Source organism: Pantoea alhagi (assembly GCF_002101395.1).
Taxonomy (GTDB): Bacteria; Pseudomonadota; Gammaproteobacteria; order Enterobacterales; family Enterobacteriaceae; genus Mixta; species Mixta alhagi.
Genome location: NZ_CP019706.1, coordinates 4,094,879 through 4,117,060 on the forward strand (window position 1 = coordinate 4,094,879; position 22,182 = coordinate 4,117,060).

19 protein-coding genes are annotated in these 22,182 nt (G+C 56.0%); 12 read left to right on the plus strand and 7 right to left on the minus strand.

Going from position 1 to position 22,182, the window contains the following annotated elements; all coding sequences use genetic code 11:
* The first annotated feature begins 15 nt into the window (after window positions 1-15).
* The 6 genes from mnmA (at window position 16) to B1H58_RS19480 (ending at window position 6,763) form a co-directional block, all read left to right on the plus strand.
* Complete coding sequence (gene mnmA, locus B1H58_RS19455) at window positions 16-1,128, plus strand: tRNA 2-thiouridine(34) synthase MnmA (RefSeq protein ID WP_085072070.1); 1,113 nt, start codon at window positions 16-18, stop codon at window positions 1,126-1,128.
* A gap of 37 nt (window positions 1,129-1,165) precedes the next feature.
* Window positions 1,166-1,804, plus strand: a complete 639-nt coding sequence (hflD, locus tag B1H58_RS19460; protein ID WP_085072071.1) for a high frequency lysogenization protein HflD — start codon at window positions 1,166-1,168, stop codon at window positions 1,802-1,804.
* Between the two features lie 49 nt (window positions 1,805-1,853).
* Window positions 1,854-3,224: an adenylosuccinate lyase gene (gene purB, locus B1H58_RS19465; RefSeq protein ID WP_085072072.1), complete on the plus strand. Its 1,371-nt coding sequence runs from the start codon at window positions 1,854-1,856 to the stop codon at window positions 3,222-3,224.
* 105 nt (window positions 3,225-3,329) lie between these two features.
* On the plus strand, window positions 3,330-3,998 hold the full coding sequence (gene phoP / locus B1H58_RS19470) for a two-component system response regulator PhoP (RefSeq protein ID WP_085072073.1): 669 nt from the start codon (window positions 3,330-3,332) through the stop codon (window positions 3,996-3,998).
* Between the two features lie 6 nt (window positions 3,999-4,004).
* A complete protein-coding gene (gene phoQ / locus B1H58_RS19475; RefSeq protein ID WP_085072074.1) occupies window positions 4,005-5,465 on the plus strand; it encodes a two-component system sensor histidine kinase PhoQ in 1,461 nt (486 codons plus the stop codon).
* 173 nt (window positions 5,466-5,638) lie between these two features.
* Window positions 5,639-6,763 carry a ribosomal protein uL16 3-hydroxylase gene (locus B1H58_RS19480; RefSeq protein ID WP_085072075.1) on the plus strand — a complete coding sequence of 375 codons (1,125 nt, stop codon included), beginning with the start codon at window positions 5,639-5,641 and terminating at the stop codon, window positions 6,761-6,763.
* 79 nt (window positions 6,764-6,842) lie between these two features.
* Here the strand turns inward: B1H58_RS19480 and pepT are convergent, their stop codons facing one another.
* Entirely contained in the window at window positions 6,843-8,069 is a 1,227-nt protein-coding gene (gene pepT / locus B1H58_RS19485; protein ID WP_085072076.1) for a peptidase T, read from the minus strand.
* Between the two features lie 270 nt (window positions 8,070-8,339).
* On the opposite strand from pepT, the gene potA reads away from it, so the two are divergent.
* The 4 genes from potA to potD are packed head-to-tail and all read left to right on the plus strand — an operon-like array spanning window position 8,340 to window position 12,127.
* Window positions 8,340-9,455: a spermidine/putrescine ABC transporter ATP-binding protein PotA gene (gene potA / locus B1H58_RS19490; RefSeq protein WP_085072378.1), complete on the plus strand. Its 1,116-nt coding sequence runs from the start codon at window positions 8,340-8,342 to the stop codon at window positions 9,453-9,455.
* Window positions 9,439-10,299: a spermidine/putrescine ABC transporter permease PotB gene (gene potB / locus B1H58_RS19495; protein ID WP_085072077.1), complete on the plus strand. Its 861-nt coding sequence runs from the start codon at window positions 9,439-9,441 to the stop codon at window positions 10,297-10,299. Before potA ends, potB begins: the two co-directional genes overlap by 17 nt.
* Window positions 10,296-11,069: a spermidine/putrescine ABC transporter permease PotC gene (gene potC, locus B1H58_RS19500; RefSeq protein ID WP_085072078.1), complete on the plus strand. Its 774-nt coding sequence runs from the start codon at window positions 10,296-10,298 to the stop codon at window positions 11,067-11,069. Before potB ends, potC begins: the two co-directional genes overlap by 4 nt.
* 11 nt (window positions 11,070-11,080) lie before the next feature.
* Window positions 11,081-12,127: a spermidine/putrescine ABC transporter substrate-binding protein PotD gene (gene potD, locus B1H58_RS19505; RefSeq protein ID WP_085072079.1), complete on the plus strand. Its 1,047-nt coding sequence runs from the start codon at window positions 11,081-11,083 to the stop codon at window positions 12,125-12,127.
* Window positions 12,128-12,264: 137 nt separating this feature from the next.
* Here the strand turns inward: potD and cobB are convergent, their stop codons facing one another.
* From cobB to lolC, 5 genes are read right to left on the minus strand one after another with little or no spacing between them, the layout of a single operon-like run.
* Complete coding sequence (cobB, locus tag B1H58_RS19510) at window positions 12,265-13,104, minus strand: Sir2 family NAD+-dependent deacetylase (protein WP_085072080.1); 840 nt, start codon at window positions 13,102-13,104, stop codon at window positions 12,265-12,267.
* Window positions 13,105-13,117: 13 nt separating this feature from the next.
* Window positions 13,118-14,026, minus strand: coding sequence for an N-acetylglucosamine kinase (gene nagK / locus B1H58_RS19515; RefSeq protein WP_085072081.1), 909 nt, complete (start codon window positions 14,024-14,026; stop codon window positions 13,118-13,120).
* A gap of 22 nt (window positions 14,027-14,048) precedes the next feature.
* Window positions 14,049-15,290, minus strand: a complete 1,242-nt coding sequence (gene lolE, locus B1H58_RS19520) for a lipoprotein-releasing ABC transporter permease subunit LolE (protein ID WP_085072082.1) — start codon at window positions 15,288-15,290, stop codon at window positions 14,049-14,051.
* Window positions 15,290-15,994 carry a lipoprotein-releasing ABC transporter ATP-binding protein LolD gene (gene lolD, locus B1H58_RS19525; RefSeq protein ID WP_085072083.1) on the minus strand — a complete coding sequence of 235 codons (705 nt, stop codon included), beginning with the start codon at window positions 15,992-15,994 and terminating at the stop codon, window positions 15,290-15,292. The genes lolE and lolD overlap by 1 nt, the downstream gene beginning before the upstream one ends.
* Window positions 15,987-17,186, minus strand: coding sequence for a lipoprotein-releasing ABC transporter permease subunit LolC (lolC, locus tag B1H58_RS19530; RefSeq protein ID WP_085072084.1), 1,200 nt, complete (start codon window positions 17,184-17,186; stop codon window positions 15,987-15,989). Before lolC ends, lolD begins: the two co-directional genes overlap by 8 nt.
* A 246-nt stretch (window positions 17,187-17,432) precedes the next feature.
* Between lolC and B1H58_RS19535 the strand changes: the two genes are divergently transcribed.
* Both B1H58_RS19535 and mfd read left to right on the plus strand, forming a co-directional pair.
* Entirely contained in the window at window positions 17,433-17,642 is a 210-nt protein-coding gene (locus B1H58_RS19535) for a hypothetical protein (protein WP_085072085.1), read from the plus strand.
* A 135-nt stretch (window positions 17,643-17,777) separates the two neighbouring features.
* On the plus strand, window positions 17,778-21,221 hold the full coding sequence (gene mfd / locus B1H58_RS19540; protein WP_085072086.1) for a transcription-repair coupling factor: 3,444 nt from the start codon (window positions 17,778-17,780) through the stop codon (window positions 21,219-21,221).
* Window positions 21,222-21,453: 232 nt separating this feature from the next.
* On the opposite strand, the gene B1H58_RS19545 is transcribed toward mfd, so the two are convergent.
* A complete protein-coding gene (locus B1H58_RS19545) occupies window positions 21,454-22,002 on the minus strand; it encodes a glycine zipper 2TM domain-containing protein (RefSeq protein WP_085072087.1) in 549 nt (182 codons plus the stop codon).
* Window positions 22,003-22,182: the final 180 nt, after the last annotated feature.

Here is a 22,182-nt window from a genome sequence, read left to right on the forward strand (position 1 = left end):
TGTCGTGAGTGTGTCATGTCTGACAACAGCCAGAAAAAAGTGATCGTCGGAATGTCCGGCGGCGTCGATTCTTCCGTTTCCGCCTGGTTACTGCAGCAGCAGGGTTATCAGGTGGAAGGGTTATTTATGAAAAACTGGGAAGAGGACGACGGCGAAGAGTATTGTACCGCTGCGGATGATCTGGCCGATGCCCAGGCCGTTTGCGACAAACTTGGCATGAAGCTGCATAAAGTTAACTTTGCAGCCGAATACTGGGATAACGTCTTCGAGCATTTCCTGGAAGAATACAAGGCTGGCCGTACGCCTAACCCCGATATTCTGTGCAATAAAGAGATCAAATTTAAAGCGTTCCTTGAGTTCGCGGCGGAAGATCTCGGCGCAGACTATATTGCTACCGGTCATTACGTGCGCCGCCAGGAAAGCAAGGGTCAAAGCCAGCTGCTGCGCGGTCTCGACGGCAACAAAGATCAAAGCTACTTTCTCTATACGCTCAGCCACCAGCAAATTGCACAGAGCCTGTTCCCGGTCGGCGAACTGTCGAAGCCGGAAGTGCGCCGTATTGCCGAACAGCTGGAGCTGGTGACCGCGAAGAAAAAAGACTCAACCGGCATCTGTTTTATCGGCGAGCGTAAATTCCGCGATTTCCTTGGGCGCTATCTGCCTGCTCAGCCAGGCGCTATCGTTACCGTTGATGGCCAGACGGTGGGCGAACATCAGGGTCTGATGTACCATACGCTTGGACAGCGGAAAGGGCTGGGCATTGGCGGTATGAAAGAGAGCAATGACGATCCCTGGTATGTGGTGGACAAAGACGTCGCCGGTAATCGCCTGATTGTCGCTCAGGGCGCCGACCATCCGCGTCTGATGTCGGTTGGATTGATTGCGCAACAGCTGCACTGGGTCGATCGCCAGGCGTTGCGTGAGCCGTTGCAATGCGTAGTGAAAACCCGTTACCGTCAGGAAGATATTCCCTGCGTTATCACCCCGCTGGACGATGATCGCATTGAGGTGCGCTTTGAGCAGCCGGTCGCCGCTGTGACGCCAGGCCAGTCTGCCGTATTTTACCTGGGCGAAATTTGCCTTGGCGGCGGTATTATTGAACAGCGTTTACCGCTGGTGCCGGCATAAATCGCGTGCGGCTTACGATGTGTATACAGGAGTAACCGTGGCTAAAAATTATTATGACATCACGCTGGCGCTGGCAGGGATCTGCCAGTCCGCGCATCTGGCACAGCAGCTGGCCCATCAGGGCCAGTGCGATGCGCAGGCGTTGAAAACCTCTCTGAGCAGCCTGCTCGATCTTAATCCCTCTTCCACTCTGGCGGTTTACGGTAACGATGAAGCCCAGCTGCGTTTTGGGCTTGAAACGCTGCTGGCGGTGCTGAGTAACCCCAGCCGTCAGGGACTGGGGGCGGAACTGACGCGTTATACCCTAAGTATGATGGTGCTGGAGCGTAAGCTCAGCGCCAATAAATCTGCCCTTGATACGCTGGCCCAGCGCATTGCCCAGCTTGATCGCCAGCTGAGCCATTATGATATCGACTCCGAAACCATTATCGCCGCCATGGCCGGGATTTATGTGGATGTAATTAGTCCGCTTGGGCCACGCATTCAGGTGACAGGGTCACCTGCGGTGCTACAAAATACTCAGGTGCAGAACAAAGTTCGCGCCGCCCTGCTGGCAGGGATTCGTTCCGCCGTGCTCTGGCATCAGGTTGGCGGTGGCCGCCTGCAGTTAATGTTTTACCGAAACCGCCTTATCCGTGAGGCGAAACGTATTTTAGCCGGTATGCCTTCGGCCTGATCGGGCCGAATACACCAGACCTTTAGTTAACGATCCAGGAGTTGCTCTGATGGAATTATCCTCTCTGACCGCCGTCTCACCTGTCGATGGTCGTTACGGCGACAAAGTCAGCCCACTGCGTGGCATTTTCAGCGAGTTCGGCCTGCTGAAATTCCGCGTTGCGGTTGAAGTTCGCTGGTTACAAAAACTGGCCGCGACTGCAGAGATCAAGGAAGTTCCTGCTTTTGACGCTGACGCAAACGCTTACCTTGACGCGATTGTGGCTAATTTTAATGAAAATGATGCTGCGCGCATCAAAACCATTGAACGCACCACTAACCACGACGTTAAAGCGGTTGAGTATTTCCTGAAAGAAAAAGTGGCCGATGTACCGGCGCTGCATGCCGTTTCCGAATTTATCCACTTTGCCTGTACTTCTGAGGATATCAATAACCTCTCTCATGCACTGATGCTGGAAACCGCCCGCCGTGAAGTGATTCTGCCTTACTGGACGCAGCTGATTGACGCGGTAAAAGATCTGGCGCATCAGTATCGCGATATTCCGCTGCTGTCACGTACTCACGGTCAGCCTGCAACCCCCTCTACGCTGGGCAAAGAGATGGCGAACGTCGCTTACCGTATGACGCGTCAGCTGCGTCAGCTGGAGCAGGTAGAGATTCTGGGCAAAATCAACGGCGCGGTAGGAAACTATAACGCCCATCTGGCAGCCTATCCGGAAGTGGACTGGCATCAGCTGAGCGAATCTTTCGTCACCTCGCTGGGCATCAGCTGGAACCCCTACACCACCCAGATCGAGCCGCACGACTATATTGCTGAACTGTTTGACTGTATTGCGCGCTTCAACACCATTCTGATCGATTTCGATCGCGATATCTGGGGTTATATCGCGCTGAATCACTTCAAACAGAAAACCATCGCGGGTGAAATTGGCTCCTCGACCATGCCGCATAAAGTTAACCCGATCGATTTTGAAAACTCAGAAGGCAACCTCGGCCTGGCGAATGCCGTTATGCAGCATCTGGCGACCAAGCTGCCGGTTTCCCGCTGGCAGCGCGATCTGACCGATTCCACCGTGCTGCGTAATCTGGGCGTGGGTGTGGGTTATGCGCTTATCGCCTATCAGGCGACGCTGAAAGGCATCTCTAAGCTGGAAGTTAACCGCGATCGCCTGCTGGCGGAGCTGGACCAGAACTGGGAAGTGCTGGCAGAGCCGATTCAGACCGTGATGCGTCGTTACGGCATTGAAAAGCCGTATGAAAAGCTGAAAGAGCTGACGCGCGGTAAACGCGTGGACGCGGCTGGCATGCAGGCGTTTATTGACAGCCTGGCGCTGCCGGAAGAAGAGAAAACCCGTCTCAAGCAGATGACCCCGGCAAACTACCTGGGCCGCGCTGTGCAGATGGTTGACGATCTGAAGTAAAGCCTTTTCCCGGACGCCTGGCGTCCGGGATTGCTCCTGCGTTAACCCCTGGTTTATCCGCGCCCCTCTATACTCAACTCAAGATTATCTGTAAAGGAAAGGCATATGCGCGTTTTGGTTGTAGAGGATAACGGTTTACTGCGTCATCACCTCTCTGTACAGCTGCGTGAAATGGGCCATCAGGTCGATGCGGCTGAAGATGCAAAAGAGGCGGATTATTTTCTGGCTGAACATTCGCCCGATATTACGCTGGTCGATTTGGGGCTGCCCGATGAAGATGGGATGACGTTAATCCGTCGCTGGCGCGCTCAGGAAGTTAAGCAACCGATCCTGGTCCTGACCGCGCGCGAAGGCTGGCAGGCGAAAGTGGAAGCGCTGGAGGCCGGAGCGGATGATTATGTCACCAAGCCTTTCCATATTGAGGAAGTCGTGGCGCGTATGCAGGCGCTGATGCGGCGCAACAGCGGGCTGGCCTCGCAAATTATCAATCTTGCCCCTTTTCATATCGATCTCTCACGCCGTGAACTGACGGTAAACGATCAGTCAATCAAACTGACCGCCTTTGAATACACCATTATCGAAACGCTGATCCGTAACGTAGGCAAAGTGGTCAGTAAAGATTCGCTGATGTTGCAGCTTTATCCCGATGCAGAGCTGCGTGAAAGCCATACGATTGATGTGCTAATGGGTCGGCTGCGTAAAAAAATACAGGCGGCTTATCCGCAGGAAGTGATCACTACGGTTCGCGGTCAGGGTTATCGCTTCGATATTTAACCATCAATGAAAATTCTACAGGGCAAACGCCCTTTTTCGCTCCGCGCCCGCTTTCTGCTGGCGACGGCCGCCGTGGTACTGATCCTCTCTCTTTCCTATGGCATGGTTGCGGTTGTTGGCTATATCGTCAGCTTTGACAAAACCACCTATCGCGTTATGCGCGGTGAAAGCAATCTGTTTTACACCCTTGCGCAATGGAAGAATAACCAGCTAACCATCGCCCAGCCGAAGCAGATGACGCTAAACTCGCCCACGCTGGTTTTTATTTACGATGAGCGTGGCAGGCTGCTGTGGCAGCAGCGTGACGTGCCGGAAATTCGCCGTAAGATCCGTCCTGACTGGCTGAAAAAGCCCGGCTTTTACGAAATCGATACCAATAATCAGACCAGTAGCAAAGCGCTGGGCGATGATCAGGCGGCCAAAATCAAGCTGCACGCCTATGATGATAACGGCGACGGCACCTTTACCCACTCGGTGGCGGTAAATCGTTATGACGCCACCACCAGCCTGCCCGCGCTGACGGTGGTGGTGATCGACTCGATTCCGCAGGAGTTGCAACACTCCGACGTGGTCTGGTCATGGTTCAGCTATGTGCTGTTGGTTAATCTGCTGCTGGTGATCCCGCTGCTGTGGCTGGCAGCGCACTGGAGCCTGCGGCCCATCGGCACGCTGGCCAGCCAGATCCGCGAGCTGGAGAGCAGCCAGCGTGACGCGCTGGATCCCAATCCGCCGCAGGAGTTACGTAGCCTGGTGCGCAACCTGAATCTGCTGCTGGACAATGAACGCCAGCGCTATACGCGCTACCGTACCACGCTCTCCGATTTGACCCATAGCCTGAAGACCCCGCTGGCAGTGCTGCAGAGCACGCTGCGTTCACTGCGCGGCGGTAAAAACCTCTCTGTAGAGCAGGCGGAGCCAATTATGCTGGAGCAGATCAGCCGCATCTCGCAGCAGATTGGCTACTATCTGCATCGCGCCAGCATGCAGGCGGATCACAACCCCTTAAAACGCGAACTGCACTCGGTATCCGCCCTGCTGGATAGTCTTTGTTCGGCACTGAATAAAGTTTATCAGCGTAAAGGCGTCTCGCTGACGCTGGATATCTCTCCGGAAATCACCTTTGTCGGCGATCAAAACGATTTCATGGAAGTGATGGGCAATGTGCTGGATAACGCCTGTAAATATTGTCTGGAATTTGTGGAAATCAGCGCGCGCCAGACCGACTCCACCCTTCAGCTGATTGTGGAAGATGATGGCCCAGGCATTCCGGAAAGCAAACGTGAGATGATCTTTCTGCGCGGCCAGCGTGCGGACACGCTGCGTCCGGGACAGGGATTAGGGCTGGCGGTAGCGCGCGATATTCTGGAGCAGTACGCAGGCGATATTGAAGCCGGAACCAGTGCGCTGGGCGGCGCGCATATGACAGTGATTTTCCAGCGACAGGAAGTCGAACATAACCTTGAGTAGAACCGCGTCGCCGCTGTTATACTCTGGATAATTCATGTTGTATAAAGACGGCAGCGCAGCCCCTCTCCGGCCAGGTAAGTTAGCGGAGTGAACGAAGCGCGCCAACGCACATACAACCTCAGGGATAACAAGTATATACTTGCTGCCATCTCTCGCCTGCACTGGAAAACCTTATGGATTATCAGCTCGATCTTAACTGGACCGATTTTTTACAAAATTATTGGCAGAAACGCCCGGTCATCCTGAAACGCGGCTTTAAAAACTTTATCGACCCTATCTCTCCGGATGAGCTGGCGGGACTGGCGATGGAGAACGAAGTAGACAGCCGCCTGGTAAGTCAGCAAGACGGAAAATGGCAGGTGAGCCACGGCCCGTTCGAAAGCTACGATCATCTGGGCGAACATAACTGGTCGTTGCTGGTTCAGGCGGTTAACCACTGGCATGAACCTGCCGCCGCGCTGATGCGACCGTTCCGCTTTTTACCTGACTGGCGTATCGACGATCTGATGATCTCCTTTTCGGTGCCCGGCGGCGGCGTTGGCCCGCATCTGGACCAGTATGACGTCTTTATTATTCAGGGCACCGGCCGCCGTCGCTGGCGCGTCGGCGAAAAGGTGCCGCTGAAGCAGCACTGCCCGCATCCTGATCTGCTACAGGTTGAACCGTTTGACGCCATTATCGATGAAGAGATGGAACCGGGCGATATCCTCTATATTCCGCCGGGATTCCCGCATGAAGGCTACTCGCTGGAAAACGCACTTAACTACTCCGTGGGATTCCGTGCGCCAAGCGGACGCGAGCTGATCAGCGGCTTCGCTGATTTTGTACTGGCTCACGAGCTGGGCAGCCGCCGCTACAACGATCCGGAGATCGTGCCGCGTGACTGCCCGGCAGAGATCCTGCCGCAGGAGATCGACGGCATCCGTCAGCTAATGATGGAGGTTATCGATCAGCCGGAGCAGTTCCGTCAGTGGTTTGGCGAGTTTATTTCGCAGTCGCGTCATGAGCTGGATATTGCGCCGCCGGAGCCGCCCTATCAGCCCGATGAAATTTATGATGCCCTGCAGCAGGGCGATAAGCTGTCACGTCTTGGCGGGCTGCGGGTGCTGAAAATCGGCGATGCGGTGTTTATTAACGGTGAGCAGCTGGCATCCGCCTGGCCTGCAGCCTTAAATGCGCTGGCGGCCAAACAGACGCTGGGCCTGCAGGATTTTGCCGACGCGCTGGACGATCCGGCCTTTCTGGCGCAGCTGGCCGGACTGGTCAATAACGGTTACTGGTATTTCAACGAAGGGTAACTGACTCTGCGAAAAACAGCGTCGGCAGCTACCGGTGAGCAACGCCTGCGGCGGCTGGAGAGATCCAGCCGCCTTTTTATTATTTTTTCTCAGCTGCCAGTCGGGCGATACCGACAATGACCTCTACCGTTTTTTGCATAATATCTAACGAGGCAAACTCATGCTTGCCGTGATAGTTATAGCCGCCGGTAAAAATATTTGGGCAGGGCAAGCCCTTAAAAGAGAGCCCGGCGCCGTCGGTGCCACCGCGAATCGGCTTCACATCGGGTTCCACCCCGCAGTTGCGCATCGCCTGCAACGCCAGCTCAATGCTGTGTGGATGCGCCTCGATGATCTCCCGCATATTGTAATAGCTGTCTTCTACCGTTACGTCGATATAACAGTCAGGATTCAGCCCTTTACCGACACGTCGGGCAATATCAATCAGCTTCTGCTTACGCGCTTCAAAGTTGTCACGATCGAAATCGCGCACGATATAGCTTAGCTCTGCACGCTCCACGCTGCCTTTAACGCCATGCAGATGGTAAAATCCTTCATAGCCGCTGGTAAACTGCGGTTTCTCAGTAGCCGGGACCTCGGCATGAAAGCGCATCGCCAGATCCAGCGCATTCACCATTACGCCCTTCGCCGTGCCGGGATGGACATTATTGCCAACGATTTTTACCGTCACCGAGGCGGCATTAAAGTTTTCAAACTGGAACTCGCCCAGCCCGCTGCCATCAACGGTGTAAGCCCAGTCCGCGCCAAAAGCAGCGACATCAAAATGTTCGGTGCCGCGCCCAACCTCTTCATCTGGCGTAAAGGCGATGCGAATCTCGCCATGCGGAATATCTCCCTGCGCCAGCTGTGCTACCGCAGTCATGATCTCCGCCACGCCCGCCTTATCATCTGCGCCAAGCAGGGTTTTACCGTCGGTTGTGATCAGCGTATGACCGGTCAGCTGATGCAGTATCGGGAACATGACCGGCGACAGGATCTCTTCACCGATGCCAAGGGCAATATCCCCGCCGCGATAGTTCTCGACAATTTGTGGATTAACATGTTTGCCGCTGAAATCGGGCGAGGTATCAACGTGAGAAATAAAGCCGATCACCGGTGTGGGATAATCCACATTTGCCGGTAAGGTCGCCATCACGCTGCAGTGCTCGCTGAGGGTCACATCTTTCAGCCCCAGCTCGGTTAGCTCTTTCTGCAGTTCCCTGGCCAGCTGCCACTGCCCTTCCGTGCTGGGAACCTGGCGCGCATGCGGACGCGACTGCGTATCAAACGAAACATAGTGTAAAAACCGGTCGAGTAGCGTTGTCATCTTTCTTCTCTCTCAATGGCAGTGAGCTATTATGGAAAGCCTGCGTTGCCAACATATTGCGTCAGGTCATAGTGTTAAAGCGTAGTGTGCAAAAAGGTAAATCGCTTTTTTATCCGGGTAAAGAGCGGTTATTGGCCTGCGAGCATGGAATTAGCGTGGTTTTAAGGTATCATCGCGCCCCTGACTTTGTTGGCTGGTTGACCGTAGCAACCGGCTTTACACACATACAGGCAGCCCTGACTGCCGATAACTTCGGGCTGAGTGACTAAAATGACGCAAACACGCGCGCAAACGGCGCTGGTTACGCTTTCTGGCATCAGTAAAGCTTTTGACGGCAAAGAAATTATTGCCGACTTTAACCTGACCATACACCACGGCGAGTTTATCACCTTGCTGGGCCCTTCCGGCTGCGGCAAAACCACTATTTTGCGCCTGATCGCGGGCCTGGAAGAGACCGACAGCGGAGAGATCGTTCTCGACGGTGAAACCATTACCGCCACGCCCGCCGAACACCGCCACGTTAATACCGTTTTCCAGAGCTATGCTCTGTTTCCGCATATGTCGGTGTTTGAGAATGTCGCTTTTGGCCTGCGCATGCAAAAAACGCCAGCGGCAGAAATCACCGCGCGCGTTAACGAGGCGCTGGCGATGGTGCAGCTGGACAGTTTTGCCGATCGCCGTCCGCACCAGCTCAGCGGTGGCCAGCAGCAGCGCGTTGCCATTGCGCGCGCGGTGGTGAATCGCCCTAAAGTCCTGCTGCTGGATGAATCGCTGTCGGCGCTGGATTACAAGCTGCGCAAGCAGATGCAGAATGAACTGAAAGCGTTGCAGCGTAAGCTGGGCATTACCTTTGTGTTCGTTACCCACGATCAGGAAGAGGCGCTCAGCATGTCGGATCGCATCGTGGTGCTGCGCGACGGGCGCATTGAGCAGGACGGCTCGCCGCGTGAAATTTATGAAGAACCCGCCAACCTGTTTGTGGCGCGCTTTATCGGCGAGATCAACGTGTTCGACGCGGTGGTTATTGCGCCGCTGGATAATCAGCGCGTCCGCGCCCGCGTTGAAGGGCGCGAATGCGATATTCTGGTGCCCTTCCCGGTGGTAGCCGGTCAGCATCTTCATGTCTTGCTGCGTCCGGAAGATCTGCGCGTTGAAGAAATTGGTGATAATGAAGGTGCGGAAGGCCTGGTGGGCTTTGTGCGCGAACGCAATTACAAAGGCATGACGCTGGAATCCACCGTTGAGCTGGAAAACGGCAAGCTGGTGACCGTCAGCGAATTTTTTAACGAGGACGATCCCGATTTTGACCATTCGCTGAATCAAAAGATGGCGATTACCTGGGTTGAAAGCTGGGAGGTGGTGCTGCCTGATGAAAATGATGCGTAACCGCTTTCAGAAAACCATTATCACGCTGATTGTCGGCTGGCTGGTGCTGTTTGTGTTTTTGCCCAACCTGATGATTATTGCCACCAGTTTTCTGACGCGTGATGACGCCAGTTTTGTCCGCCTGGCGCTGACCTTCGATAACTATACCCGGCTGCTTGATCCGCTTTACGCCTCGGTACTGCTGCATTCGCTCAATATGGCGCTGATCGCCACGCTTTGCTGTTTGCTGCTCGGCTATCCTTTCGCCTGGTGCCTGACAAAGCTGCCGGCACGTATCCGTCCGGTGATGCTGTTTCTGCTGATTGTGCCATTCTGGACCAACTCGCTGATCCGCATTTATGGCCTGAAAATTTTTCTCAGCACGCGCGGCTGGCTCAATGAGTTTCTGCTGTGGCTGGGGCTAATCGACAAACCTTTTCGCATTATGTATACCTCCGAAGCGGTGGTGCTGGGACTGGTCTATATCCTGCTGCCGTTTATGGTGATGCCCCTCTACTCCAGCCTGGAAAAGCTGGATAAGCCCTGTCTGGAGGCGGCGCGCGATCTCGGTGCCAGCAAGCTGCAAACGTTTTGGCGCATTATTTTACCGCTGACGATGCCGGGCATTGTTGCGGGCTGCCTGCTGGTATTGCTGCCGGCGATGGGGCTGTTTTTTGTCGCTGACCTGATGGGCGGCGCGAAAAACCTGCTGATCGGCAACGTGATAAAGAGTCAGTTCCTGAATATTCGCGACTGGCCGTTTGGCGCGGCCACCAGCATTGTTTTGACGCTGGTGATGGGCCTGATGCTGCTGTTCTACTGGCGCGCAGCGCGCATGCTGAACAAGAAAGTGGAGCTGGAATAATGGGTAAAACATTACGCAGCGGCTTTATGTTTCTTATTTATGCCTGGCTGTATATTCCGATCGTTATCCTGATCGTTAACTCTTTCAACGCCTCGCGTTTCGGCATTAACTGGCAGGGCTTCAGCACCCGGTGGTATGCATTGTTAATCAACAACGACAGCCTGATCCAGGCGGCGCAGCATTCGCTGATCATGGGCGTGCTCTCAGCCAGTTTCGCCACGCTGATCGGCGCGCTGACGGCGGTGGCGCTCTACCGCTACCGCTTTCGCGGCAAGCCGTTTGTCAGCGGCATGCTGTTTGTGGTGATGATGTCGCCCGATATTGTTATGGCGATCTCCCTGCTGGTTCTGTTTATGCTGCTGGGGATTTCGCTGGGCTTCTGGTCGCTGCTGGTTTCGCATATCACCTTTTGCCTGCCGTTTGTGGTGATTACCGTTTACTCACGCCTGAAAGGCTTTGATGTCAGGATGCTGGAGGCGGCACGCGATTTAGGGGCCAGCGAAGCAACCATCCTGCGCAAAATTATTTTGCCGCTGGCGATGCCAGCCGTTGCCGCAGGCTGGCTGCTGAGCTTTACCCTGTCGATGGATGATGTGGTGGTCTCCTCGTTTGTGACCGGCCCAGGCTTTGAGATCCTACCGCTGAAAATTTATTCAATGGTAAAAGTCGGCGTTTCGCCGGAGGTGAACGCGCTGGCGACCATCCTGATGGTGCTGTCGCTGCTGCTGGTCGCCGCGAGTCAGCTGTTGCTGCGTGATAAAACAAAATAAGAGGAAAAGTCATGAAGAAATGGGGTTACTGGCTGGCGGCTGGGGCGCTGGCGCTGGGCTTACAGAGCGCGCAGGCCGCTGATGACGGCAAAACGCTTTATTTCTATAACTGGACTGAATATGTCCCGCCGGGGCTGCTGGAGCAGTTCACTAAAGAGACCGGCATTAAGGTGATCTATTCCACCTATGAATCCAATGAAAGCATGTACGCCAAGCTGAAAACCTATAAAGATGGCGCGTATGACCTGGTGGTGCCTTCCACCTATTTCGTGGCGAAAATGCGCAACGAAGGCATGATCCAGAAGATCGACAAAAGCAAGCTGAGCAATTTCAGCAATCTCGATCCGAGCCTGTTGAATAAGCCGTTCGATCCCAACAATGATTATTCGATCCCGTACATTTGGGGCGCAACGGCCATTGGCATTAATACCGATGCGATGGACGCAAAAAGCGTTACCGGCTGGGCCGATCTGTGGAAGCCGGAATATAAGCAGAGCCTGTTGTTAACCGACGATGCGCGTGAAGTTTTCCAGGTGGCGCTGCGTAAGCTGGGCTATTCCGGTAATACCCGCGACGCTAAAGAGATCAATGCCGCGTATGAAGAGCTGAAAAAGCTGATGCCGAACGTGCTGGCCTTCAATTCCGATAATCCAGGCAATCCCTTTATGGAAGGCGAAGTGAATCTGGGCATGATCTGGAACGGTTCGGCTTATGTCGCACGTCAGGCAGGCACCCCGCTGGAAGTGGTATGGCCGAAAGAAGGCGGCATTTTCTGGATGGATAGCCTGACGATCCCGGCAAATGCGAAAAACAAAGAAGGCGCGCTGAAGCTGATTAACTTCCTGCTGCGTCCGGATGTCGCCGCGCAGGTGGCAGAAACCATCGGTTATCCGACACCAAACCTGGCGGCGAAAAAGCTGCTGCCGGCCAGCGTGGCTAACGATCCGTCGCTCTACCCGTCTGCAGAGGTGATCAAAAACGGCGAGTGGCAGGATGATGTTGGCGACGCCAGCGTACAGTATGAGATGCTGTTCCAGAAGCTAAAGGCGGGACGTTAACAACAGCTGGCGCAACCCGCAGATAGCATTCAAAAGTAAAAGGGCATCCGGGAAAAGCTCCCGCATGCCCTGAATAGTTATCAGGCCGCGTCACCCTGGCGCTGAAATCAGCGGCTGACGACGGCTTGAGGCCAGGGTCATACCAGCCGATAAAGCCCTTTCTGAAACTTCTCTACCCAGGCAGGCACCACTTCGCTCGCCAGCCCGTAGTGCTTTTCAGCAAACTGATTGCCCACCTGGCTCGGCTCTAGATTCAGCTCAACGGTATGAACGCCCTGCAGTTTCGCTTCATGTACGAAACCTGCGGCCGGATAGACATGACCGGAGGTGCCGATCGCCAGGAAATAGTCCGCCTCAGAGAGCGCCTGATAGATGTCATCCATTCCCAGCGGCATTTCACCAAACCAGACCACGTGCGGGCGCAGACGGGCAGGAAACTGACAGCAGTGGCAACGATCATCGGCGCTTAAATCACCGGTCCAGTCCAGCACCTGCCCGCTCATTTCACAGCGCACCTTAAGCAGCTCGCCATGCATATGCAGCACGCGCTGGCTACCGGCGCGCTCGTGCAGGTTATCAATATTCTGCGTAACCAGCAGGAAGTTGTCGCCCAGCACCGATTCCAGCTCCGCCAGCGCCAGATGCGCGGCATTAGGCTGGATTTCCGGCTGCTGGAGCTGACGGCGGCGCGCATTATAAAACGCCTGCACTAGCGCCGGATCGCGCCTGAAGCCCTCCGGCGTAGCAACATCTTCAATACGATGCTCTTCCCACAGGCCGTCATCGGCGCGAAAAGTACGAATGCCCGATTCGGCGGAAATGCCTGCACCGGTCAACACCACCACCCGAGGCTCCGGATGAGCCGCCAGCTCAGCGTTACGATCGCGTTCAAAAATACGCTGCCGGAAACGCTGATGCATCTTGCGCCTGGTTTTACGAAAGCGCGCAATACATAAACGGCGACGGGGTGTGCGCATAAAAACTCCTTAATTACCTGAGATGCAGGAATGCGGCACCGCGCATTCCGCCCGCATCGCCATGACGCGCCTGTGCAAAGCGCGGCGGCTTCGCGCGCGGCAGCAGGTGCGGCTGCACCTGCTCCGCCAGTCCGTCATAGAGCACTGCGAAATTTGACAATCCGCCCCCCAGCACAACTAAATGCGGATCGAGCAGGGTAAGCAGATTGCCGAGACAAACCGCCAGCAGCGCACGAAAGCGCCCGGTATGCGCCTGCGCCTGTGGATCGCCCTGATAATAGCGTTCAATAATCACGGGCGCACTGAGCGTCTGCTGATAAAAGTGGTGAAACAGCCAGGAGAAACCCTGACCGGAAAGCAAGGTTTCAATGCAGCCGCGTTTACCGCAGCCGCACTGTCGCAGCGGAATATCCTGCCCCAGCAGCGCCAGCGCATCCACCGGCAGGCGCATATGCCCCGCCTCACCGGTGATAAAGCTGCGCCCTGAGACCGGCTTGCCGTCAACCACCAGCCCGCCGCCGACGCCGGTGCCGAGGATCAGCCCCAGCACCACCGGATAAGCGCGAAACTCATCATCCCACGCCTCGGAGAGCGCGAAACAGTTAGCGTCGTTATCGATGCGCACTTCACGTCCCAGCCGCTCGCTGAGATCGCGGCCAAGGCGTTGCCCCTGTGCCGCCGGCACGTTGGCGGTGAAGAGCGTGCCATCGTCGGGATTGGGCAGGCCCGGCACGCCTACGCCAACGCTGCCGCGCTGGCTGGTAATAGCATCCGCCTCCGCCGTCAGGCGGGTAAAACTTTCCAGCAACTGCGCGTAGTCGTCACGCGGCGTCGGGACGCGCTTGCTCCATACCAGCTGGCGCTGCGCATCGTAAACGCCGAGGGCGATTTTGCTGCCGCCCATATCGAAACCGTAAAACATCGCTTTATCCGCCACGATAAACCTACTGTCCGCTTAACACGCGTGCGGGATCGATACGGCTGGCGCGCCGTGCCGGATACCAGCTGGCCACCAGGCTCAGAACGATAGCGGTCGCCAGCACCGAAGCCACATCCAGCCAGTGCAGTTCTGAAGGCAGGAAATCAATAAAATAGATATCGCCGGAGAGAAAATGATGTCCGGTCAGATGTTCAATTCCACGCATCAGCGGCGTCAGGTTCAGCGCGGCCAGCACGCCCACCACCGCGCCGCTTACGCTGCCCAACAAACCGGCACGCAGCCCGTACCAGACAAAGATCGCGCGGATCAGACCATCCTTCGCCCCCAGCGTGCGCAGCACGGCGATATCGCTGCTTTTATCTTTCACCGCCATCACCAGCGTGGAAACAATATTAAAGCAGGCAACGCCAATCACCAGCACCATCGCCAGATACATAATGGCGCGGATCATCTGAATATCGCGATACATATAACCGTAGGTGCCGATCCAGCTGCGGATATAAACGTAGGCCTTCGTTACCTCGCCCGCATCGCGCACCAGCTTAACGGCGTTAAAAGGATCGTTCATTTTCAGCGCAATGCCGGTTACCTTGTCCGCCATATCAAGATATTGTTGCGCATCAGCCAGCGGCACCAGCGCCAGGCTATGATCGAGCATCCCGCTGAGTTGCAGGATGCCGCTGACCTGTAAGCGGATACGCTTCGGCTGCAGCAGCTTATTTTGCCCGTCGCTGTTGGGGATCATCACCGTCAGCCAGTCGCCCTGCCTGACGCCTAACGATTTCGCCGCGCCGCTGCCGATAATGATTTGCTGTTTACCGGCGCTAAAGCTGGCCCAGGCATTATTCTGCACAAACTGCGGTAGCGCGCTCAGGCGCTTTTCCTGCGCGGGATCCACCCCTTTCACCTGAATCGCCTGTAGCTTCGCACCGCTTTCAATCAGACCGGTAAAATTGATATAGGGCGCGGCGGCGGCGATGCCCGGCACCTGCTCCATGCGTGGCAACAGCGGCTGCCAGCCGGAAAGCGGGCCGTTAACCGGTTCGATTTCACCGTGCGGCACCACCGCCAGAATGCGATTATTCAGCTCGCGCTCAAAACCATTCATCGCGCTCAGGCCAACGATTAACACCGCCACACCCAGCGCAATGCCCAGCGTGGAGATCACCGAAATCAGCGAAACCATGCCCCCACGCCGCCGTCCGCCGCTGAAGCGCGTCGCTAACAGTAAGGATAGTGAAGCCATTACAGCGCTCCTGCCAGCGTGACCTGCTCGCTGAGCTGGCCGTCGCGCATTTCGCGCTGCGCGGGCAGCCGTTTCGCCAGATGCAGATCGTGCGTCACCACCAGAAAAGCGGTGCCCTGACGCACATTCAGCTCGCCCAGCAGATCGAAGATCGCATCGGCATTACGGGCATCCAGGTTGCCGGTCGGCTCATCGGCCATCACCAGGCGCGGGTTGTTAACCAGCGCACGCGCAATGGCCACGCGCTGACGTTCACCACCGGAAAGTTCGGCAGGACGATGCGCTGCACGCTTTTCCAGGCCCACCGCACGCAGCATTTCCAGCGCGCGTTCCTGTGCTTCCTGCTTGCTCTTTTTGCCAATCAGCAGCGGCATCGCCACGTTTTCCAGCGCGGTAAAATCGGGCAGAAGATGGTGAAACTGATAGATAAAGCCCAGCTCGCGGTTACGCAGCTCAGCTTTTTGCGCTGAAGACATGCTGCTGAGCGCGCGGCCGTTGAACAGCACATCGCCGGAGGTAGGTGCATCCAGACCGCCCAGCAGATGCAGCAGCGTACTTTTGCCGGAGCCGGAGCTGCCGACAATTGCCATCATTTCGCCGGGCCGCATGGTGAAACTGACGTCGCGTAACACGTCTGTCTGCACGCTCCCTTCCTGATAGCGTTTGCACAGTTTGTTACACTGTAACAGATTCAAATCACTCATAGCGTAAAGCCTCAGCAGGTTGTACGGCGGCAGCGCGCCAGGATGGATAAAGCGTCGACAACAGCGCCAGCGCCATCGCCGTCAGCGCAATGGCAATCACCTGCCAGAAAGAGATATCCACCGGCAATGCCGCGCCATCAAGAAACATACCGATAACCGGCATTAAATTATTAAGCTGACTGGCCAGCAGCACGCCCAGCAGCGTGCCAAGCAGCGCGCCGATAATGCCGGCGCTGGCGCCCTGCACCATAAACACCAGCATAATCTGCCGACGCGTCAGCCCCTGGGTTTGCAGGATCGCCACTTCCCCCTGCTTCTCCATGATCAGCAGGCCGAGCGAGGTAATGATGTTAAACGCCGCGACGGCGATGATCAGGCTAAGCAGCAGCCCCATCATATTTTTTTCCATGCGCACCGCCTGGAACAGATCGCCTTTGCGATCGCGCCAGTCTTTCCATACCAGGCCCGCCGCCAGCGGCTGCTGACTGGTACTGTCCACTTCCAGCGGTTTATCCAGCCACAACCGCCAGCCGGTAATATTGCCCGCCGGGTAACGCATTAACCGCGAGGCATCCTGCTGGTTTACCAGCATCTGATAGCCGTCAACTTCGCTGTTGGCGGCGAAGGTGCCAATCACATTAAACAGACGCTGGCTGGGCAGACGGCCCATCGGGGTAAACTGGCTGGCGGAAGGCACCATCAGACGCAGCTGATCGCCGCGCTTCACGCCCAGCTGTGCAGCCAGTTGCTCGCCCAGGATCACGTTGTACTGCCCCGGCTGCAGCGCCTGCTGCTGTGCATTAACCAGATAAGGCGTCAGAGGATCGTTCTCATCGGGCTGCACGCCGAGCATCACGCCCACCGCCACGCTGCGCGCGCTTTGCAGCACGACATCGCCGGTGGTTAATGGCGCAATGCGCCGTACGCCCTGTAAATTCAGGCTGCTGGCGGGCTGTTGCTGCGGGTTGATTGAGCCTTTGTCGCTGGTGATCAGCGCCTGCGGCATCAGGCCAAGAATATTGCCTTCCAGCTCGCGCTCAAAACCATTCATTACCGACAGAACGGTAACCAGCGCCAGCACGCCTAAGGTGATGCCGATAGTGGAAAGCCAGGAAACAAACCGACCAAAGCGGTCTGAGGCACGTCCGCGCATATAGCGCAAACCGATAAATAACGCGACAGGTTGATACATGAGATCCGTCTTATGCGTAGCAAAAAGCAAAAGTAGTCAGGATGATAAAGGAGCCGCTTGTTTTATGGAACCTTTACCCGTCCGAGTTAATGGTAAAGATGCATCAGAATTTTTCCGCTGCGCTCTGTTGTACAAAAAAGCCTCCTGCGCTGAAGATAACCCTGCGCTAATCTGCACTATACTTGCCCTTGCTATTTAAAGGGTTAATGCAACTAATTAGCCGTGCCGCTGGCACCGGAGCCGCTTATGAGTAAGTATCTAAAAGGCAATATTGTCAAACATCAGTCTGGTGAAATTCGCGGTCAGGTGGTTACGGTTTTCGCGCAGGGAAATTTTCCCGCCAGCTATCATGTTCAATGGGATGACGGCACCTGGAGTCTGCATGCGGAAAAAGAGCTGGAGTGGGCAAATAGCGATCGCCACGTTGAGAATGATTTCTCGCCTCGCGCGCGCTAAAGCGCAACACCGCCAGCTACCATTAAGGCTGAAGAGAGCCCGTCGGGCAAAAAGCCTGCCGCAGCAGATGATCCCCGCCGCGTTCTGTGGAATGATTATGCCCCTGAAATAAACAGAGAGAACGTCGAAACGACTATGCCTGAACAGATTCGCTATGCCCTGCCCGCTGCGGCAAACGATCAACGCCAGCTGGGACAGCTAACCGGCGCCGCCTGCGCCGTTGAATGTGCGGAAATCGCCGAGCGTCACCCGGGGCTGGTGATGCTGATTGCGCCTGATATGCAAACCTCGCTGCGCCTGCAGGATGAAATTCAACAGTTTACCCACCAGCCGGTTTTGAGCCTCGCTGACTGGGAAACCCTGCCGTTCGACAGCTTCTCTCCACATCAGGATATTATCTCTTCACGTCTGTCGACGCTCTATCGCCTGCCGACGCTGGAACGCGGCGTGTTGATCCTGCCGGTGACCACATTGATGCAGCGTTACTGTCCGCACGATTTCCTGCACGGTCATGCGCTGGTGATGCATAAAGGGCAGCTGCTGTCACGCGACCGGCTGCGGGACCAGCTGGAACAGGCGGGCTATCGTCATGTCGATCAGGTCATGGAACATGGTGAATATGCCACGCGCGGCGCGCTGCTCGATCTGTTTCCCATGGGCAGCGAACAGCCCTATCGCATCGACTTTTTCGACAATGAAATCGACAGCCTGCGGCTGTTTGACGTCGACAGCCAGCGCACGCTGGAAGAGGTGGAGGCGATTAACCTGTTGCCCGCTCATGAGTTTCCCACTGATAAAGCCGCCATTGAGCTGTTTCGCAGCCAGTGGCGCGAACATTTCGATGTACGCCGCGAGCCGGAACATATCTATCAGCAGGTGAGTAAAGGCACCCTGCCCGCCGGTATTGAGTACTGGCAACCGCTGTTTTTTGAACAGCCGCTGGTGCCGCTGTTCAGCTATCTGCCGCGCGATACGCTGGTGGTCAGTACGGGCGATCTGGAAGCCAGCGCAGAGCGCTTCTGGCAGGACATCATGGCGCGTTTTGAAAACCGCCGCGTGGATCCGATGCGCCCGCTGCTGCCGCCGGAGTCGCTGTGGCTGCGCACCGATGGTCTGTTCGCCGAATTGAAACAGTGGCCGCGCATCCGTATGAACAGCGAGGCGTTGCCCGATAAAGCGGCCAACACCAACCTGAATTATCAACTGCTGCCGCCGCTGGCGGTAGAGCCTCAGGCCAAAGCGCCACTGGATAACCTGCGCCATTTCCTTGAGGCATTCGATGGTGCGGTGATCTTCTCGGTGGAAAGCGAAGGTCGCCGCGAGGCGTTACAGGAGCTGTTGGCACGCATCAAGCTACAGCCGAAGGTGATTCAGCGCCTGAGCGAAGCTTTTGCCCCGGGCCGTTATCTGATCATCGGTGCCAGCGAGCGCGGCTTTGTTGATAATCTGCGCCATCGCGCCCTGATCTGCGAAGGCGATTTGCTGGGTGAGCGCGTGACGCGTCGTCGCCAGGATACCCGCCGTACCATTAATCCCGATGTGCTGATCCGCAACCTGGCAGAGCTGCATCCCGGCCAGCCGGTGGTGCATCTGGAGCATGGCGTGGGGCGCTATATCGGCATGACCACGCTGGAAGCGGGCGGCATCAAGGCGGAATATCTAATGCTGGCCTACGCCAATGACGCCAGGCTGTACGTGCCGGTCTCTTCGCTGCATCTGATCAGCCGTTACGCTGGCGGTGCTGATGAAAATGCGCCGCTGCATAAGCTGGGCAGCGATGCCTGGTCACGGGCGCGTCAGAAGGCGGCAGAGAAAGTGCGCGACGTGGCGGCAGAGCTGCTGGATATTTATGCACAGCGCGCCGCTAAGGCTGGCTACGCCTTTAAGTACGATCGTGAGCAGTATCAACTGTTCTGTGACAGTTTCCCGTTTGAAACCACACCGGACCAGGCACAGGCGATCCATGCCGTATTGAGCGATATGTGTCAGCCGCTGGCGATGGATCGTCTGGTGTGCGGCGATGTGGGCTTTGGTAAAACCGAAGTGGCGATGCGCGCGGCGTTTCTGGCAGTAGAGAATAATAAACAGGTGGCGGTGCTGGTGCCTACTACCCTGCTTGCCCAGCAGCACTATGATAATTTCCGCGATCGCTTCGCGAACTGGCCGGTGCGCATCGAAATGCTTTCCCGCTTCCGCAGCGCCAAAGAACAGGCGCAGATACTGGAGCAGGCCAGCGAAGGCAAGATCGATATTTTGATCGGCACCCATAAACTGCTGATGAGCGATCTGAAGTGGCACGACCTGGGGCTGCTGATTGTTGATGAGGAGCACCGCTTTGGCGTGCGCCATAAAGAACGTATTAAAGCGATGCGTGCTGACGTCGATATTCTGACGTTAACCGCCACGCCGATCCCGCGAACGCTGAATATGGCGATGAGTGGCATGCGCGATCTGTCGATTATCGCTACGCCGCCCGCGCGTCGCCTGGCGGTGAAAACGTTTGTGCGGGAATATGACAGTCTGGTGGTGCGTGAGGCGATCCTGCGCGAAGTGCTGCGCGGCGGCCAGGTTTATTATCTGTATAACGATGTGGAAAATATCGAAAAAGCGGCCCAGCGGCTGGCGGATCTGGTGCCGGAAGCGCGCATCGCCATTGGTCACGGGCAGATGCGCGAGCGCGATCTGGAGCGGGTGATGAATGATTTCCATCATCAGCGTTTTAACGTGCTGGTCTGTACCACCATTATCGAAACCGGTATCGATATCCCTACCGCCAATACCATCATCATTGAGCGCGCCGATCACTTTGGCCTGGCGCAGCTGCACCAGCTACGCGGGCGCGTAGGCCGTTCACATCACCAGGCCTATGCATGGCTACTGACGCCGCCGCCGAAAGCGATGACTACCGATGCGCATAAACGCCTGGAGGCGATCGCCTCGCTGGAGGATCTGGGCGCGGGCTTCGCGCTGGCCACGCATGACTTAGAAATCCGTGGCGCAGGCGAGCTGCTGGGAGAGGATCAGAGCGGCCAGATGGAAACTATCGGCTTCTCACTCTATATGGAGCTGCTGGAAAATGCCGTGGATGCGTTGAAAGAGGGTCGCGAGCCTTCGCTGGAAGATCTGACCAGCAATCAGACCGATATCGAACTGCGTATGCCAGCGCTGCTGCCTGATGATTTTATTCCTGATGTCAGTACGCGGCTCTCTTTTTACAAGCGTATCGCCAGCTCACAGGATAAAAGCGAGCTGGAGGATCTGAAGGTTGAACTGATTGACCGCTTTGGTAATCTTCCCGATGCAGCTCGTAACCTGTTGGATGTCGCTGCACTCCGTCTGATGGCGAAAAAAATTGGCATCCGGCGCGTGGAGGCCAGCGATAAAGGTGGCTTTATCGAGTTTGATGAGAAAAATAAAGCTGACCCGGGCTGGCTGATTGGCCTGATGCAAAAAGAGCCGCAGAACTGGCGTCTTGACGGTCCAGCCAGGCTGAAGTTTATTCGCGATCTGAGCGAGCCAAAGTTACGGATGAAATGGGTGCGGGAGTTTATGGATCAGATTCTGGATAATGCGGCCTGATCCGCCGCGTTTTCAGGTGAGTCCGGCAATAAGCGTACTCACAGGATGCTGGATTAGCGCGATCACAGCATGATGTGGGCGAAGAGAAACGTTGCTGGAAGCAGACGGTGAAAATAGCGGCCCGGCGTTAAAAATGAAAACGAGCCTCATTGCAATAATGAGGCTCGTTATGCATGCTTTAGCCTGTCGGCTCTGGTCTGTTGCCCATAGCCAGGCGAAATGCTGTCAGGGCTTATGCCTGATTGCTGTTGCTGTTAAGAATGAGCTGACCGTTCCGATCCAGCGGGATGCGGGTGCCGGGATCGTTCTCCATACGAATTTTTCCCTGCTGATCGCCGATTTTATAGGTGACGTCATAGCCCAGCATTTTATCCTGCTTATCGTAGACCGTTTTGCAACGCTGTTCAGTGGTGGTGTAAGTATCACGATCCTGCAGAGTGCCCTGAACCTGATTACCGGCATAGCCGCCAGCCAGCGCGCCTGCAACCGTCGCGACATCCTTACCGCGCCCGCCGCCAAACTGGTGACCCAGTACCCCGCCAGCCACCGCGCCCAGTACTGAGCCGGCGATGCGATTCTCATCCTGTACCGCCCGACGATGGGTAAGCGTCACGTTGCGGCACTCCTGCCGTGGGTTCTTAATCGTTTCCTTGATAGGCGTTGCGGAAATAACCTGTGCGTATTGGGGACCCGGATTAAATACATTCATACTGGCAACGGCAGCCACACCCAGAGCAGCAACCACACCAATACCCATACCCGCTATCATTGATTTATTCACAGGACAACCTCCTGACTATGTTACCGCGCAATCCTGCTGCTGCCGGTTCCGTGGCAGTAAGCCCTACTCGGCGTGCGCGACTCGCCGTGGTAATTGATAAAAATTGTGCAGATGCAGACAAAAACCAGCAATCAGATAAAGGGAGGAAAAGCGTTACAGAAGGATAAACCAAGGCTTTTC